15 protein-coding genes and 4 tRNA genes are annotated in these 16544 nt (G+C 64.8%); 2 read left to right on the plus strand and 17 right to left on the minus strand.

Going from position 1 to position 16544, the window contains the following annotated elements:
* The 14 genes from QF777_08660 to QF777_08725 form a co-directional block, all read right to left on the minus strand.
* A partial coding sequence (locus tag QF777_08660) for a 30S ribosomal protein S7 (protein MDP6911620.1) occupies positions 1-251 on the minus strand: 251 nt, incomplete at its 3' end.
* A 2-nt stretch (positions 252-253) separates the two neighbouring features.
* Positions 254-625: a 30S ribosomal protein S12 gene (gene rpsL, locus QF777_08665; protein ID MDP6911621.1), complete on the minus strand. Its 372-nt coding sequence runs from the start codon at positions 623-625 to the stop codon at positions 254-256.
* Positions 626-851: 226 nt separating this feature from the next.
* Positions 852-4892 (minus strand): DNA-directed RNA polymerase subunit beta', encoded by a 4041-nt coding sequence (locus QF777_08670; GenBank protein MDP6911622.1) that lies wholly within the window; start codon positions 4890-4892, stop codon positions 852-854.
* Between the two features lie 68 nt (positions 4893-4960).
* Complete coding sequence (locus tag QF777_08675; protein MDP6911623.1) at positions 4961-8584, minus strand: DNA-directed RNA polymerase subunit beta; 3624 nt, start codon at positions 8582-8584, stop codon at positions 4961-4963.
* 361 nt (positions 8585-8945) lie between these two features.
* Complete coding sequence (gene rplL / locus QF777_08680) at positions 8946-9326, minus strand: 50S ribosomal protein L7/L12 (GenBank protein MDP6911624.1); 381 nt, start codon at positions 9324-9326, stop codon at positions 8946-8948.
* Between the two features lie 2 nt (positions 9327-9328).
* Entirely contained in the window at positions 9329-10021 is a 693-nt protein-coding gene (gene rplJ / locus QF777_08685) for a 50S ribosomal protein L10 (GenBank protein MDP6911625.1), read from the minus strand.
* 336 nt (positions 10022-10357) lie between these two features.
* Entirely contained in the window at positions 10358-11053 is a 696-nt protein-coding gene (rplA, locus tag QF777_08690) for a 50S ribosomal protein L1 (protein MDP6911626.1), read from the minus strand.
* A gap of 139 nt (positions 11054-11192) precedes the next feature.
* On the minus strand, positions 11193-11618 hold the full coding sequence (gene rplK / locus QF777_08695) for a 50S ribosomal protein L11 (protein MDP6911627.1): 426 nt from the start codon (positions 11616-11618) through the stop codon (positions 11193-11195).
* Positions 11619-11817: 199 nt separating this feature from the next.
* On the minus strand, positions 11818-12657 hold the full coding sequence (gene nusG, locus QF777_08700) for a transcription termination/antitermination protein NusG (protein ID MDP6911628.1): 840 nt from the start codon (positions 12655-12657) through the stop codon (positions 11818-11820).
* 23 nt (positions 12658-12680) lie between these two features.
* A complete protein-coding gene (gene secE / locus QF777_08705; GenBank protein ID MDP6911629.1) occupies positions 12681-12977 on the minus strand; it encodes a preprotein translocase subunit SecE in 297 nt (98 codons plus the stop codon).
* A gap of 64 nt (positions 12978-13041) precedes the next feature.
* Positions 13042-13114, minus strand: a tRNA-Trp gene (locus QF777_08710).
* A 156-nt stretch (positions 13115-13270) separates the two neighbouring features.
* Positions 13271-13432, minus strand: a complete 162-nt coding sequence (gene rpmG, locus QF777_08715; protein ID MDP6911630.1) for a 50S ribosomal protein L33 — start codon at positions 13430-13432, stop codon at positions 13271-13273.
* 75 nt (positions 13433-13507) lie between these two features.
* Positions 13508-13581, minus strand: a tRNA-Met gene (locus QF777_08720).
* A gap of 4 nt (positions 13582-13585) precedes the next feature.
* Positions 13586-13658: transfer RNA gene (locus QF777_08725), tRNA-Thr, on the minus strand.
* An 88-nt stretch (positions 13659-13746) separates the two neighbouring features.
* On the opposite strand from QF777_08725, the gene QF777_08730 reads away from it, so the two are divergent.
* On the plus strand, positions 13747-14250 hold the full coding sequence (locus QF777_08730; GenBank protein MDP6911631.1) for an N-acetyltransferase family protein: 504 nt from the start codon (positions 13747-13749) through the stop codon (positions 14248-14250).
* 121 nt (positions 14251-14371) lie between these two features.
* On the opposite strand, the gene QF777_08735 is transcribed toward QF777_08730, so the two are convergent.
* Positions 14372-14456 (minus strand) — tRNA-Tyr (locus QF777_08735).
* Positions 14457-14523: 67 nt separating this feature from the next.
* On the opposite strand from QF777_08735, the gene QF777_08740 reads away from it, so the two are divergent.
* A complete protein-coding gene (locus QF777_08740) occupies positions 14524-15012 on the plus strand; it encodes a YajQ family cyclic di-GMP-binding protein (GenBank protein ID MDP6911632.1) in 489 nt (162 codons plus the stop codon).
* A gap of 37 nt (positions 15013-15049) precedes the next feature.
* Here the strand turns inward: QF777_08740 and QF777_08745 are convergent, their stop codons facing one another.
* Positions 15050-15922: a zinc metalloprotease HtpX gene (locus tag QF777_08745; protein ID MDP6911633.1), complete on the minus strand. Its 873-nt coding sequence runs from the start codon at positions 15920-15922 to the stop codon at positions 15050-15052.
* Between the two features lie 110 nt (positions 15923-16032).
* Positions 16033-16524 (minus strand): hypothetical protein, encoded by a 492-nt coding sequence (locus QF777_08750; GenBank protein MDP6911634.1) that lies wholly within the window; start codon positions 16522-16524, stop codon positions 16033-16035.
* Positions 16525-16544 lie beyond the last annotated feature (20 nt).

Raw genomic sequence — 16544 nt, forward strand, 5'->3', positions numbered from 1 at the left:
GTGGCGCCACCGACCCGGCGGCTACGCACCTCAAGCTGGGGACGGACGTTGTCGATGGCCCGCTTCAGCGTGCCGACCGGCTCCGAGCCGGTCTTGGACTCGACGGTGGACAGGGCGCTGTAGACGATGCGCTCGGCGGTGGAGCGCTTACCGCGCTGCAGCACCTTGTTGACGAGCTGGGTGACAACGGTGGACCGGTAGACAGGGTCCGGGGTCAACTCACGACGAATGGCGGGGCCTTTACGCGGCACGGTCAGCCTTCCTTCTTGGCGCCGTAACGGCTACGGGCCTGACGGCGCTGGCTGACACCCGAGGTGTCGAGCGTTCCACGCACCACCTTGTAGCGGACACCGGGGAGATCCTTCACACGTCCACCACGCACCAGCACAATGGAGTGCTCCTGGAGGTTGTGGCCCTCGCCGGGGATGTAGGCCGTGATCTCGCTCCCACTGGTGAGACGAACACGAGCCACCTTGCGGAGGGCGGAGTTCGGCTTCTTCGGCGTCGTGGTGTACACCCGGGTGCACACGCCGCGTCGCTGGGGCGCGCCCTTCAGCGCCGGCGTGGGGTCCTTGCGGCGCTTGGATTGGCGGCCCTTGCGGACCAGCTGCTGGATGGTGGGCACTTGTGCTCCTCGTGTCGGCCCGAAAGGGGCCAATTCTGATGGAAATCTCGAACTCGAACTCGAACTCAGGTTGTCTCTGGGGTACACCGCACACCCAGAACCGGGTCGCGGCACCGGCCAACGGACGAGTCTACGGGCGGCCCCTGCCGGGTCCAAACGTCGACCACCGGCCAGACCGACGACACGAATCGACCCCGCCTCCCGGCAGGGTCGGTCCGGCGGCCGGTCAGTCGGCTACAGGAGTGGCCTCCCCACTGGAATCCGCACCGGCCGGCGCATCCATGGCGCCAGCCAGGTCGATCACGTCGGCCTCGTAGGCACCGGCGAAGGCATCCTCCCCAGGGCCGGCCTGTCCGGCCAACCACTCGGCGAGATCCTGCTCCTCGTCGGCTGACGAGTAGAAGTCCATGGGCTTGTAGTCCGGCGCGTGGGTGGCTACCCGTCGGTACTCCTCCATACCAGTACCCGCAGGCACCAACTTGCCGATGATGATGTTCTCCTTGAGGCCGATGAGCTTGTCGCTCCGGCACTCGATGGCCGCCTCGGTGAGCACCCGGGTGGTCTCCTGGAAGGAGGCCGCCGAGAGCCACGACTCGGTGGCGAGCGAGGCCTTGGTGATGCCCATGAGCTCCGGACGCCCTTCGGCGGGACGACGGCTCTCGGCCACCAAGAGGCGATTCGTCTCGGCAAACAACCGCTGGTCGACCTGCTCGCCGGGCAAGAAGTCCGACTCGCCGGGATCGTTGATCTTCACCCGACGGGTCATCTGACGCACGATGAGCTCGATGTGCTTGTCGTGGATCGACACGCCCTGGTCTCGGTACACCCGCTGGACCTCTTCCACGAGGTACTGCTGGGTCTCCCGGACACCCTTGATCTCGAGGAGTTCCTTGGGATCCCGGGGGCCCTCAACAATGGCGTCACCGGCCCGCACCTCGGCGCCGTCGGCGACCTCAAGACGAGCCAGGCCCTGGATCAGATGGACGTCCTCAGTGCCGTCATCGGCGACCACGGTGATCTCACGACCACGACCCTCGTCCTCGGCGATACGGACAACACCGGAGATGCGGGCCAGGGTGGCCTTACCCTTGGGCTCGCGAGCCTCGAAGAGCTCGACGACTCGGGGAAGACCGCCAGCGAGGTCCTTGCCGGCCACACCACCGGTGTGGAAGGTACGCATGGTCAGCTGGGTGCCGGGCTCCCCGATCGACTGGGCGGCGATCACACCAACCGCCTCACCGACCTCGATGGCCTTGTTGGTGGCCAACGACATGCCGTAGCTGGCCGCCGAGACGCCGGTGGGCGACTCGTCGGTGAGCGGTGACAGCACCCGCACCCGGTCAATGGTGGTGTCATCGCGCATGGCGATCATCTCCGGCTCACCCACGATCATCCCGGCGGCGAGAACGGTGCCGTCGCCCAGGGTGACGTCGTCAGCCAGGGTCCTGCTGAACAGACGGGTCTCGAGGTGGCTCCGTCGGTTGGGCTCATCGGGGCGGACCTCGTCGATCCAGATACCACGCACTCCCATCTCGGATGCGAACGGGTCAACGTCGTTGATGATGAGTTCCTGGGACACGTCGACCAGTCGACGGGTCAGGTAACCGGAGTCAGCGGTCCGCAGAGCGGTATCGACCAGACCCTTACGAGCACCCGGTGTGGCAATGAAGTACTCCAACATCGCCAGTCCCTCACGGAAGTTGGACTTGATGGGGCGGGGAATCATGTCGCCACGAGGGTTGGCCACTAGACCGCGCATGCCGGCGATCTGGCGAACCTGCATCATGTTTCCACGAGCACCCGACTTGACCATCATGTCAATCGAGTTGGCCTCGTCGGCCTCCAGGGCGTCGACCATCTTGTCGGTCACCTCGGCGGTCGCGGAGTTCCAGATCTCGACTTCCATCTGCCGACGCTCGCCATCGGTGATGATGCCCTTCCGGAACTGGGCCTCGACCTTCTCGGCACGCTTCTCGTGCGCGTCGAGGATGGCTGCCTTCTCTGGCGGAGTCTTGACGTCGTCAATGGACACCGTCAGACCTGAGCGGGTGGCGAAGTCAAAGCATGCGTCCTTCATGGCGTCGAGGGACTCGGCCACCACCTTCTTCGGGTAGCCACGGGCCAGGTCGTCCACGATCGTGCCCAGCTCGGACTTACCGACCTGCTGGTTAACGAACATGATCATCTTGGCTCGATGGCCGCCGACCTCGAGGGGCTCGATCTCGTGGCCCGGGAGGGCGGCGTTGAAAAACACGCGGCCCGGCGTGGTGGTGTGCCACGTGGCGGCCACGCCGTTGGCCGGCGTATCGATGAGCTCCGGGTACTCCGACGAGCGGTACTGGATGCGGGCGTGCAGGTGCACGGCCCCGGTCTCCCAAGCCCATCGGAGGTCGTTGATGTCCCGAAAGACCTTGCCCTCACCGGTCAGGCCCTCGCCCTCGGCGGTCAGGTAGTAGGCACCGATGACCATGTCCTGGGTCGGGGTGACCAGCGGACGACCGTGGGCCGGGCTGAGCACATTGTTGGCCGACAGCATCAACACTCGTGCCTCGGCCTGAGCCTCGGCCGACAACGGCAGGTGGACGGCCATCTGGTCACCGTCGAAGTCGGCGTTGAACGCCGCGCAGACCAACGGGTGGATACGTATGGCCTTGCCCTCCACCAGGACCGGCTCGAAGGCCTGGATGCCTAGACGGTGCAGGGTGGGGGCACGGTTCAGCATCACCGGGTGCTCGCGTATGACGTCCTCAAGGACAGTCCACACCTGAGGCTTGCGCCGTTCGACCATACGCTTGGCCGACTTGATGTTCTGGGCCAGTTCCTCCTCGACCAGCTTCTTCATGACGAACGGCTTGAACAGCTCTAGCGCCATGACCTTGGGCAGGCCGCACTGGTGGAACTTGAGGGTCGGGCCGGCCACGATGACCGAACGGCCTGAGTAGTCGACGCGCTTGCCGAGCAGGTTCTGACGGAACCGACCCTGCTTGCCCTTGAGCATGTCCGAGAGGGACTTCAGCGCGCGGTTACCCGGACCGGTCACCGGACGACCCCGACGGCCGTTATCGAACAGTGCGTCGACGGCCTCCTGGAGCATCCGCTTCTCGTTGTTGACGATAATCCCCGGGGCACCCAGGTCGAGCAGCCGCTTTAGGCGGTTGTTCCGGTTGATCACCCGGCGGTATAGGTCGTTGAGGTCCGAGGTGGCGAAGCGACCACCGTCGAGCTGGACCATGGGACGAAGCTCGGGCGGGATGACCGGCACGGCGTCGAGGATCATGGCGCGCGGCTCGTTGACCCGGCGGCCGTGCTCGTCACGACGGTTGAAGGCAGCCACGATCTTGAGGCGCTTGATGGCCTTCTGCTTGCGCTGAGCCGACAGGGGCTTCTGGCCCTCCGGCGGATCGATCAGCTCACGAAGTTTGACCTCTTCGTCGTCGAAATCGATCCGTTCGATGAGCTGGGCCAGGGCATCGGCGCCCATGCCACCCTCGAAGTACTCACCCCAGCGATCCTCGAGTTCACGCCACAGCATGTCCTCCTCGATGATCTGGCGGGCGAACAGGCTGGTGAACTCGTCCCATGCGCGGTTCAGAACGTCGAGTTCCTGCTCGTACTGGTCGCGAATGAACTGGAGGTCCTTGTCGGCGGCCTTAGCGCGAGCCTTGAGGTCCGACTCCTTGGAGCCCTCGGCCTCCATCTCGGCCAGCTCGGACTCGAGGTCCTCCTGGCGACGGTTCAGCTCGCGGTCACGCTCCTCCTCGATGGCGAGGCGCTCCTCGGCCAACTCGGACTCCAACTCCGGAAGGTCCTCGTGACGCTTATCCTCGTCCACCCACACAACCAGGTTGGCCGCAAAGTAGATGACCTTCTCCAACTGCTTGGCCTTGAGCTCCTCACGGGGCTCGGTTCCCATCAGCAGGTAGGCCAACCAGGAACGGGTGCCCCGCAGGTACCAGATGTGGACGGCCGGAGCAGCCAGCTCGATGTGGCCCATGCGCTCGCGCCGCACCTTGGACCGGGTCACCTCGACGCCGCAACGCTCGCAGATGATGCCCTTGAACCGGACCCGCTTGTACTTGCCGCAATAGCACTCCCAGTCCTTCGTCGGGCCGAAGATCTTCTCGCAGAAGAGCCCGTCCTTCTCCGGCTTGAGGGTGCGGTAATTGATGGTCTCCGGCTTCTTGACTTCGCCGTTGGACCACATGCGGATTCCGTCCGCAGTGGCCAGGCCGATTCGGAGCTGATCGAATTCGTTTACGTCAAGCACTGTGTCTTCCTGCGTCTCGTTGCGATGCGTGGCTGGTGTCTGGTTGGTGTCGGTCGCTCAGGGGCGGGTCAGCGGGCGAGAAGGCCGGCGGCACGCCGCTCGTCCTCCTCGTCGGACCCACGCTCCGGGCGGGACAGGTCGATGCCGAGTTCCTCGGCGGCGCGGTAGACATCCTCATCGAAGTCCCGCATTTCGATCTCGCGGCCGTCCTCGGCGAGGACCTCCACGTTGAGACACAGGGACTGCATCTCCTTGATGAGCACCTTGAAGCTCTCGGGGATGCCCGGCTCGGGAATGTTGTCTCCCTTGACGATGGCCTCGTAGACCTTGACCCGACCCAACACGTCATCGGACTTGATGGTCAGGAGCTCCTGGAGGCAGTAGGCGGCGCCGTAAGCCTCGAGCGCCCACACCTCCATCTCACCGAACCGCTGGCCGCCGAACTGGGCCTTACCGCCGAGAGGCTGCTGCGTGATCATCGAGTACGGGCCGGTCGACCGAGCGTGGATCTTGTCGTCCACTAGGTGGGCCAGCTTCAGGATGTAGACGTAGCCGACCATGACCTCGCTGTCGTACGCCTCGCCGGTCCGACCGTTGTAGAGAGTCGTCTTGCCGTCCAGCTGAACCATCCGGTCCCCGTCGACCGATTCGGGTCGCAGGTTGCCGAGAATCTTCTGGATGGTCGGGTGCTTACCGGCCAGATCCTCTTCGTCCCATTTGGCACCGTCGAAGACGGGCGTGGCCACGTGGACCGAGGGCTCGGTGGACGGACGGGTCTTCTTCTCGATACCCCGCACCGGTTCGGACCCCACGGCTTCGCCGTCGATCTCCCAACCCCACCGGGCGCAGTAGCCGAGATGGGCCTCCAGCACCTGGCCAACGTTCATCCGTGACGGTACGCCGAGCGGGTTAAGGATGATGTCCACCGGTGTGCCATCGGCCTGGTACGGCATGTCCTCGATGGGGAGGATCTTGGAGATCACACCCTTGTTGCCGTGGCGGCCGGCCAGCTTGTCGCCCACGCTGATCTTGCGCTTCTGGGCTACGTAGACCCGAACCAACTGGTTGATCCCGGGGGGCAGTTCGTCGCCGTCGTCGCGGCTCTGCACCCGGACGTCGATGACCTTGCCGGTCTCACCGTGCGGAACCTTCAGCGATGTGTCGCGCACCTCGCGGGACTTCTCCCCAAAGATGGCCCGCAGGAGACGCTCCTCCGGGGTGAGTTCGGTCTCCCCCTTCGGGGTGACCTTGCCGACCAGCACATCGCCGGGCGACACCTCGGCGCCCACGCGCACGATGCCCAACTCGTCGAGGTCGGCGAGGATCTCGTCGGACAGGTTGGGGATGTCGCCTGTGATCTCTTCGGCACCCAACTTGGTGTCGCGAGCGTCGATCGTGTGCTCGTGGATGTGGATCGACGTGAGGACGTCGTCCTTAACTAGGCGCTCCGAAAGGATGATGGCGTCCTCGAAGTTGTAGCCCTCCCATGACATGAAGGCCACCAGCAGGTTCTTGCCTAGCGCCAGCTCGCCACCATCGGTGGACGGACCGTCGGCCAGCAACTGACCAGCCTTGACCTTCTGGCCCGGCGTAACCCGAATCTTCTGGTTCACGCAGGTGTCCTGATTAGAACGGACGTACTTGAGTAACTGGTGGGTAACCGTGCCGGTCTTGGCGTAGTTCATGGTGACCGACACGCCGTCGATGGCCATCACGGTGCCGGCCTCATTGGCCAGCAGCATGTCGGCAGCATCGTGGGCCGCGCTGGCCTCAATCCCGGTGCCGATGTATGGAGCCTCGGCCCGGACCAGCGGAACCGCCTGACGCTGCATGTTGGCGCCCATGAGGGCCCGGTTGGCGTCGTCGTGCTCTAGGAACGGAATCAGGGCCGTGGCCACCGACACGATCTGCTTGGGCGAGACGTCCATTAGTTGGACCTCGGTGCCCGGCACGTAAGAGATCTCGGTGGTGGCACCGAAGAAGACATCCTGTTCGAGCTGCAGCTTGAGGTCGTTCAGCGAGGCGGCCTGCGGCGACCGGCGCACCAGCACGCGGTCGTTGCGGAAGGTGCCATCGTCGTTAAGCGGAGCGTTGGCCTGAGCGACGACGTACTCCTCCTCGTCATCGGCCGCCATGTAGACGATCTCGTCGGTGACGCGACCGTCGATCACCTTGCGGTACGGCGACTCAATGAAGCCGAACGGGTTCACCCGTCCGTAGGTGGCCAGACCACCGATCAGGCCGATGTTGGGGCCCTCGGGGGTCTCGATCGGACACATCCGTCCGTAATGCGAGAAGTGGACGTCGCGGACCTCGAAGCCTGCCCGCTCACGGGATAGGCCGCCGGGGCCGAGTGCTGAGAGACGGCGACGGTGGGTCAGACCCGACAACGGGTTGACCTGGTCCATGAACTGCGACAACTGGCTGGTGCCGAAGAACTCCTTGATTGCGGCAACCACCGGTCGGATGTTGACCAGGTTCTGCGGGGCGATGGCCTCCACGTCCATGGTCGTCATGCGCTCGCGCACGACCCGCTCCATACGAGACAGGCCGATACGAAGCTGGTTCTGGATCAACTCGCCCACCGAACGGATACGCCGGTTGGCGAAGTGGTCCTGATCGTCGAGGCGGTAGCCGGGCTCACCCTTGGCCAGGTGGAGCAGGTAGGTACAGGTGGCCAAGACCTCGGACCGGGTCAGGACCGGCGAGTCGGGGTCGGGGCGCTCGAGCTCGAGACCGAAGATCTCCTCGATCTTCTCGATCTCGGGGCCGAGTTTCCGGTTCAGCTTGTAGCGACCGACCCGGGACAGGTCGTAGCGACGCGACTCGAAGAAGGCGTTGCGAAGGTAGGCACGGGCGGCCTCGACGGACGGTGGCTCACCGGGACGGACCCGCTTGTAGATCTCGAGCAGCGCCTCTTCCTGTGGCGACTTGCGCTCACCAGCCTCGACGGCATCCTGCCACCCTTCGGGGAGCTGGTCCTTCTCCCACTGGCCCTCGAGGTAGTCGAAGTACCGGACGAAGCGGTCCAGGAATCCCGGCTCATTTTCCTCGTCGTAACCGAGGGCACGAAGCAGGGTGAACATCGAGATGCGGCGCTTACGGGCCACCCGGGTTCCGGCGGTGACGTGCTTGCCGGGCTTGTGCTCGACGTCAAACTCGATCCACTCTCCCCGGTAGGGGTGGATGGTGCCGGTGACCAGCTGGTGCTTGGACATATTTCGCAGCCGGTACCGGTCACCGGGCTGGAAAATGACGCCAGGGGAACGCACGAGCTGGGACACCACGACACGCTCGGTGCCGTTAATGACGAAGGTGCCCTTCTCGGTCATGCGGGGGAAGTCCCCCATGAAGACCGTCTGCTCCTTGATCTCACCGGTGTTCTCGTTCTTGAAAGCGGCGCGCACGAAGATGGGCGCGGAGAAGGTCATGTCCCTCTCCTTGCATTCCTCGATCGTGAACTTCGGCGGCGGGCACAGGTCCTCATCCGTCGGGTCGAACTCGAGTTCCAACGAGAGCGTCTCGCTGAAGTCGGTGATGGGGCTGAGGTCCCGAAACGTGTCAGCAACGCCTTCTGCGCTGAACCACTCGAACGACTTCCGCTGGATGTCGATGAGGTGGGGCAGCGGGAGGACTTCCTCCAGGTTGCCAAACGAGTAACGGTCCCGGACGAGGGGGCGAGCAGAGGACACCTAGAACTCCTGGCCAGGGGAAACGGACGTGGTGGTCACCGTGGACACGTCGACGAACGCCAAGAAAACAGCACGAATGGCGGGCGCGACCACGGCAACTGGGGATCCTAACGGTCGCGCGCAGGCAGGCACAACCCCTGCGGGGCAGCACCATCCAGCCCCATAGGGCTGATCTGACGCGCACGGTACGGGTTCAGCGCGTGCCGGTCAAGGACCGTCCCCGATCGAGAGGTGAACGGAACCGACGGGCAACCCGAAGCGACAGGTAACCCATGGAAAACAACGGAACCCCGGGCCTCGTCCAAAGACGGGGACCCGGGGTCCGTACGAACGCCCCAACAATGGGGCGCTTAACGAGTTGCTACTTAAGCTCGATGCTGGCCCCGGCGGCCTCGAGGGCCTCCTTGGCCTTCTCGGCGTCTTCCTTGGTAGCGCCTTCCAGCACAGTCCCCGGAGCGCCATCGACCAGGTCCTTGGCGTCCTTCAGACCAAGGTTGGTCAACGAACGCACCTCCTTGATGACCTGGATCTTCTTGTCGCCAGCGCCGGTCAGGACGACGTCGAAGGAGTCCTTCTCCTCCTCCTCGCCACCAGCGTCGCCACCGACCGGGGCCGCAGCAGCCGTGGCCACCGGGGCCGCAGCGGTCACGCCGAACTTCTCTTCGAAGTCCGACAGCAGCTCACTAAGTTCCAGCACGGTCATCCCGGCGATCGCGTCCAGGATCTCTTCCTTCGTCGCCATGATTACTCCTCTTCTTCGTTGTCGTCTTGGCTGACAGGTGCACCGACGGTGTCGGTGCCTTCGTCCGCTGCCTTCTCCTCCGTGGAGGAGTCAGTAGCATCGGTTTCCTCGGCGGCGGGTGCCGCATCGGTCTCGTCCACAGTGGGAGCGCCCGGGGCACCCCCCTGCTCTATAAGGGCCTGTAGTGCGTAGGCCATGTTCTGCGGCAGTGCCTTAAGCAGAGCGGCGAACTGCTGCATCGGGGCGGCCATGGCGCCGGCCAGCTGGGCCAGTAGCACCTCGCGCGGGGCGATTTCAGCCAGTGCTGAGATCTCCTCGGCGGTCAGCCGCTTCTCGTCCAGCAGGCCACCCTTGATGATCAGAGCCTCGTTCGCCTTGGCAAACTCCTTGAGTGCCTTGGCTACACCTACCGGATCGCCGGCGGAACCGTCGGCCTGCTCGCCCACGAAGGCAATAGCCGTCGGGCCGGTCAACAGGTCGTCAATCTCGAGGCCCAGCTCCTCGACGGCGAAGCGCACCAGGGTGTTCTTGTACACCTTGTATTCGCCGCCAGACTCGCGTAGGGCCCTACGCAGTTCGGCCATGGCCGGAACATCAAGGCCCCGGTACTCGGTCAGGACCGCGGCATCGCTGGCCGAGAACTTCTCTCGGACCTCGTCGACCACCGCGATCTTCTCGGATCGGGCTTCTCCCACGCTCACACCTCCTCGTCTGTTCTATTCGGTCGGGCCGGCGCTGCCGTACCCACCCGGTTTGCGGTTGTCCTGTCATGCCGACCCGATGGTCGGCCGCACACCGCAGACCGGGACCCGGGCAAACCCGGGTCCGATCAGGAGGTCTCCCCTGCTCGGGCGGTCGATCGGTGCGCCGGACGGATCCGGTGGGCATCGGGACTCGTTCTGCGCCGTGGCGCAACCCGGAGGTCTTCGGTGAGCGTGTCGATTGTGTCGGTCAGGGTACCGGCGACGGCCGGTGCCCCCACCGGGGAGTGATCCCGTTACCCAGAGATCCGGGTTGCCGGGAAAACCGGATCAGTCAGTGAGGCGACCCGGATCAATGCGGATCCCAGGGCCCATCGTCGACGAGATCGATACCTTCTTGAAGTACCGGCCCTTGGCCGACGACGGCTTCAGGCGCTCGATCTCGTCGAGGGCCGCCAACAGGTTGGCGCCCAGCGCGGCGGCGTCGAAGCTGACCTTGCCGATCGGCAGGTGGACGTTTCCGTACCTATCGGTGCGGAACTCCACCTTGCCGCCCTTGAACTCTCCGACCGCCTTGGCCACATCATCGGTGACCGTGCCGGACTTCGGGTTGGGCATAAGCCCGCGCGGTCCGAGGGCCCGACCGAGCTTTCCGACGGTGGGCATCATGTCCGGGGTAGCAATGGCCACATCGAAGTCGAGCATGCCGCCCTCAACCTCGGCGGCCAGATCGTCACCACCTACGTGGTCGGCGCCCGCCTCACGGGCTGCGTTGGCGGCTTCACCCTGCGCGAACACGGCGACACGGACGTCCTTGCCGGTTCCCGACGGGAGGGCGACGGTGCCACGCACCATCTCCTCGGCCTTGCGGGGGTCGACGCTAAGGCGGACCAGTAGGTCTACCCCCTCGTCGAACTTCGCCCCGGCCAATGACAATGCCAGGTCGAGAGCCTCGGTCGCCGAGTACATCTGATCGCGGTCGTATCTTGACGATGCGTCCGTGTACCGCTTGCCTTGCTTACCCATGTCGCCTTCTTCCTGTTCCAGCTCCCTCGGGCGGGTCGGTGTCTCCGGTGGGGCGAGGTCCTCCCCCATCCCGGAACCGCTGTTGCGGTGACCCTCGATCTCAGTTTTTAGATTCCCGGTCGAACCGGGAGCCGCCAGCTCAGCTGACAGCGATGCCCATACTGCGCGCAGTGCCGGCAACCTGGAGTTTGGCGCCTTCGATGTCGATGGCGTTCAGGTCGGGCAGTTTGGATTCGGCGATCTCGGTTACCTGGGCCCAGGTGATCGAACCGGCCTCTTCCCGCCCCGGGTTCTGTGACGCCTTGTCAAGGCCGGCGGCCTGACGGATCAGGAACGAGGTGGGCGGCGTCTTGGTGACAAAGGTGAACGACCGGTCCTCGTAGATGCTGATCTCGACGGGGACGATCTGGCCGCGCTTGTCCTCGGTCTTGGCGTTGTACTCCTTGCAGAAGTCCATGATCGCCACACCATGGGGGCCGAGCGCGGTACCCACTGGCGGGGCCGGCGATGCCTGACCGGCCGGAATCTGGATCTTGACGACCGCTACCATCTTCTTCTTCGCCATGTCTCGGATTCTCTGTTCGTGATCGGGGTTTCGTAGTGGTATTGCTCGCCGGAACGGAAGACTGAACGCCTCTAGTTCCGGTCATCGGCCGTCGGGGCCGATCGGGGTAACGGTCAAGTCTGGTGCCGGAGCGGTCGATCGGCAACCTGCACCCCGATGGGGGTCACGTTGTCGCCGGTCGTCCGGTACGGACGTCGGATCAGAGCTGGGCCACCTGGGCGAACTCCAACTCGACCGGGGTCTCCCGACCGAAGATGTTGACCAGCACCTTGACCTTGAGCTGGTCCTCGTTGATCTCCTGGATGGCGCCGGAGAAGTCGGCGAACGGCCCCTCCTTGACGCGGACGGTGTCGCCCACGCCGAAGCCGAACCGGGCCTTGGAGCGCTTGGGCACCACAGACTCGGACTCGTCGGCTACCGGCAGGAAGGTCTCGACCTCCTTGCGACTGAGGCGCGACGGCTTACCGCCAGCGCCCACAAAGTTCACGATTCCTGGCGTATCGCGGATGGCCGCCCATGCTTCGTCATCGAGATAGCAGCGCACCAACAGGTAGCCGGGGAAGACCTTCTTAGAGACGGTGACCTTCTTACCGTTGCGGAACTCGTCGACATCCTCCATCGGAATCTCGACTTCGAGGATGCGGTCCTCCAAATGCATCGAAGCGGTCCGGGCCTGGAGGTTCTGGCGGACCTTCTTCTCGTAGCCCGACTGCGTGTGAACGACGTACCAGTTGCCGCGCCGGTCATAGGCGCTCTCCACGGCGGGCGTCGGCTCCTCGTCGGAATCCTCATCGAGGAGCTCGTCCTCGTCGATAACCGGTTCATCCGGGATGGCTAATTCCTCGACTGCTGCCTCTTCTTCCTCAACTGCTGCCTCTTCGCCCGGCTGGTCGGCCGCCTGGGCCGCCTCGGATGCGGCCTCCGGGCCGGCGTCAGTCGGATCCAGGACCAGAGTCCCAGTGGGTAGCAAATCGATGGCTTCTGCAGGGGCGTCGACGCCGGCTGCGTCGGAGGCTGGGGCGTCCGGATCAACATTCACGATGGGGTCTCCGCTAGTGGACATCAGACGTCGAATAGTTCGAGAACGGACTGGGAGAACACCCAGTCGAGGCCGGCCACGATGGCCGTGATGGCCACGATGGTGATGATCACCACCGCGGTGTAGTTGCCGGTCTCGGCACGGGACGGCCAGGCGACCTTTCGCAGCTCGGCACGCACCTCGCGGGCGAACTGGCGAAGGCCGGCACGTTCCTCGGCCGAGCGGTTCTGCTGCTGACGTCGTTGGCGAATCGGCTCGCCGTCGGCGTCGACCTCGCCCTGACGCTGCATCATGCGCTTCTGTTCGCGGTTCATCGACATGGGGGATGTCCTCGTGAAATTCCGGTGGCTGTGTTCGGGAGCGGTCCGCGTCGGACCGGTCTTGCAGGGCAGGAGGGACTCGAACCCCCAACCGCCGGTTTTGGAGACCGGTGCTCTACCAATTGAGCCACTGCCCTGTGTCCCGACCTCCGACCCGAGGTCGGAATCGGGGGGCGGTACGCCCGGAGGTTACCAGCGGGGTTCCGACCTCCCGCAGGGGGGATCTGGCCTCCCATAGGGCGATCAGATGTCCCGCAGGAAGAACCTGATGGGTCTGCCGACGAAAAACGCTCTCAGCGCGTCTCCTTGTGATCCACGTGGTTGCGGCACCAGCGGCAGTACTTCTTGAGCTCAATGCGCTCGCGGGTGTTCACCTTGGACTTGGTGGTGTTGTAGTTGCGGCGCTTGCACTCCTGGCATTCCAGGGTGACCTGCACTCGTTTATCGGACGCCATCTCGGCCTCATTCCTTCATTGATCCGCCGGAGCGAACGTATCTCGTCATCGGCGGCTGACCCGAACCGATGCTTGTAGCGACGGACAGATTCGAACTGTCGACCTCTCGATTATGAGTCGAGCGCTCTCACCAGCTGAGCTACGTCGCCAGCGAGCTCCCTGACAGAATCGAACTGTCGACCTTCTCCTTACCATGGAGACGCTCTGCCGACTGAGCTAAGGGAGCCTGATCACCTCACGATGACCGGGCACAATGATGCCACGCGATCCGACCAATCCCACCGGTGTTCCGCCACCGGGTACCGTCAGCGCCCATGGAGATCCGGCTGGCCCGGTCCGGTGATGCCGAAGCGATCCGGGCCATCTACAACCACGAGGTACGTACCTCGACGGCCACGTTCGACATCGTGGAACGCAGCGTCTCTGCTCAGGAGATCTGGATGGCCGACCGGTCGGGAGCGTTCAGCGTGCTGGTGGCCGTCGAAGGCGGGCCCGACGACCAGGTCATCATGGGGTTCGCCTCGCTGTCCCCGTTCCGGGAGCGAGCCGCCTACCGAAGCACCGTCGAGAACTCCATCTACGTCGCCGACGGGTACCGGAACAGGGGTGTGGCCGACCGGCTGATGGGCGACCTCGTCGAGGTGGCACGGACCAGCGGTTTCCACTCGGTCATCGCCAGGATCGGGGGAGGTAACGAGGCGAGCACGACCCTCCATGCCAAGCACGGCTTCGTCGAGGTGGGTGTGGAACGTCAGGTGGGTCGCAAATTCAACCGATGGGTCGATGTGACCGTCATGCAGCTTGTCTTCGACGACTGAGCTTCCTGCCTTCCAGATACTGGCCCTCTGAATGCGGTAAACGGGTCTTACCGGAACGGGGAACGGGCCCGCCGGAGCGGACCCGTCAACCGTTCCCCGTACCGCCGCCTGAGACGACGGTTGGTGGGCCGGGGAGGATTTGAACCTCCGAAGGCAATGCCGACGGGTTTACAGCCCGTTCCCTTTGGCCACTCGGGCACCGACCCAGAAGATGTGGAGGATACCCACCACCGGGGCGGTCCACGACGACCGCCGCTGACTAGCCTGCGCGCCATGCCGAGTTTCGACGTCGTCTCCCAGGTTGACCTACAGGAGGTCCGTAACGCGGTGGACCAGGCCTCTCGCGAGGTACGCACCCGCTTCGACTTCAAGGGAACCGAGTCGGTGATCGAACTTCAGGAGGGCGCCATCAAGTTGGAGTCCTCGACCGAGGACCGCCTAGCCGCCCTGGTCGTAGTGCTCGAAGAGAAACTGGTGCGTCGGAACGTCTCGCTCAAGTCCCTGGACTGGGCCGAGGTCGAAGCAGCCAGCGGGGCCCGGTCCCGTCAGCTGGCCCGACTGCAGGCCGGCATCGATTCGGAGAAGGCCAAGGGCGTGAACAAGGCCATCAAGGACCTCAGTCTCAAGGGCGTGCAATCCCAAACCCAGGGAGACCAGGTCCGGGTGACGGCCAAGAAGCGTGACGCCCTCCAGGAAGTCATAGCGGCCCTAAAGGCCGCAGACCTCGGCATCCCCCTGCAGTTCGAGAACTTCCGGGACTGATCAGCCGAGGCGCTGCCGCGACCAGTCGGGAAACGGGTCAGGAAATGGGCCCGTTGGTCCAGTCGCCGCCACGCAGGCGGGCTATGCGATCAGCGGTCGGCGGATGGGTCGAGAACAACTTTGAACCACCACGTGCACCGCCACGAGCCTGGGCCTTGAGCGGGTCGATGATGTAGCTCGAGGCCTGGTTCGGATCGACGCCCGACGGGATCCGGCCGGCAGCCAGGTCCAACTTCTCGAGCGCCCGGGCCAGCGGCTCGCCGTCGCCGATCAAACGGGCCGCCGAGGCGTCAGCTTGGAATTCCCGGCTGCGGCTGATGGCCGCCTGGATCAGCATGGCGGCCACCGGGGCGAGAATGGCAAAGGCGATCTCCCCGATCGGGTTCCGATCCCGGTCACGCCCACCACCGAACATTGCGGCGAACATGGCCATGCGGGCGATCATCGTGATGGCCATGCCCACGGTGGCAGCCACCGAGCCAATCAGGATGTCGCGGTTGCGGACGTGCATCAGCTCGTGGGCCAGCACGCCGCGTACCTCGCTCCACTCCATGTGGGCCAGTAGGCCCTCGGTCACAGCGACGGCCGCGTGGTCGGGGTTGCGGCCGGTGGCGAAGGCGTTGGGCTGTGGATTGGGCGAGACGTAGAGCTTGGGCATGGGCATCTCCGCAGCCATCGAGAGCTCGCGCATGATGCGGTGGTACTCGGGATGGGAGGTCTCGTCGGCCGGCACCGCCTTTGCCGAGGCAATGGCGATCCGGTCGCTGAACCAGTAGGAACCACCGACCATGACCAGACCAAGGATGAGGCCGAAGGCCATGCCACCACTGCCGCCGATGGCGCCACCTACCACGATGAAAAGGCCGCCCAGCAGGGCCAGCAGGACGAAGGTCTTGGCGGTGTTCAGCAACGAAGGGCTCCGTATCCGATCGGGGAGATCCAGCGTAGAGGCGGGCGTGGAAGCGATCCACGCGCACCGGGCCGAAGATCCAGTGACCTCCGCGTGTCGCAGGTCCCGGACTATAGGTCGTAGTACCCCGAGTGGACGTAGACGACAGGCACACCTTCGGCCCGGTACATCTCGGCGTTACGCGGGTCGTCCTCAATCGCTAGAACGGGCTCGTAGCCGGTGGCTCTCAGATCGGCCACCGCCTCACGCTTGACGTCCGGCGAGCTGCGGTGGTCGTCGTCGGCCCGCATGACCAACAGGTCCCAGGCAATGCCGTGGCGTCCCATCCACGCCATGGTGGTATCAGCCAGCCGGGACGGGCGGGCGGTCAGCAACACAGTGGGGTGCCCAGCGACACCGACACCGACACCGACACCGACACCATCGATACTGGAACCATCGCCGGTATCAGCCAACGCCCGAACCAAGCCGATCCCCTCGACAATCGGCGGATCGTCCACGGAAGCCTCGAAGAACGCCGCCCACTGTCGCTCGCCGCCGCCCAGAAGGTGCTGGCGTCCCGAGGCGTCCGACAGCACGCCGTCCACGTCGACGACCAGCACCGGCCCGAGGGGCGGCCCTC

This window comes from Acidimicrobiales bacterium (assembly GCA_030747595.1).
In the GTDB taxonomy this organism is placed as follows: Bacteria; Actinomycetota; Acidimicrobiia; order Acidimicrobiales; family MedAcidi-G1; genus UBA9410.

What these genes read in the sequence shown, in the direction of transcription:
- QF777_08730 (MDP6911631.1), top strand. Translation starts at nt 13,747, where the DNA reads ATGGAGATCCGGCTGGCCCGGTCCGGTGATGCCGAAGCGATCCGGGCC.
- rplK (MDP6911627.1), bottom strand. Translation starts at nt 11,618, where the DNA reads ATGGCGAAGAAGAAGATGGTAGCGGTCGTCAAGATCCAGATTCCGGCC.
- rplL (MDP6911624.1), bottom strand. Translation starts at nt 9,326, where the DNA reads ATGGCGACGAAGGAAGAGATCCTGGACGCGATCGCCGGGATGACCGTG.
- QF777_08740 (MDP6911632.1), top strand. Translation starts at nt 14,524, where the DNA reads ATGCCGAGTTTCGACGTCGTCTCCCAGGTTGACCTACAGGAGGTCCGT.
- rpmG (MDP6911630.1), bottom strand. Translation starts at nt 13,432, where the DNA reads ATGGCGTCCGATAAACGAGTGCAGGTCACCCTGGAATGCCAGGAGTGC.
- rplA (MDP6911626.1), bottom strand. Translation starts at nt 11,053, where the DNA reads ATGGGTAAGCAAGGCAAGCGGTACACGGACGCATCGTCAAGATACGAC.
- secE (MDP6911629.1), bottom strand. Translation starts at nt 12,977, where the DNA reads ATGTCGATGAACCGCGAACAGAAGCGCATGATGCAGCGTCAGGGCGAG.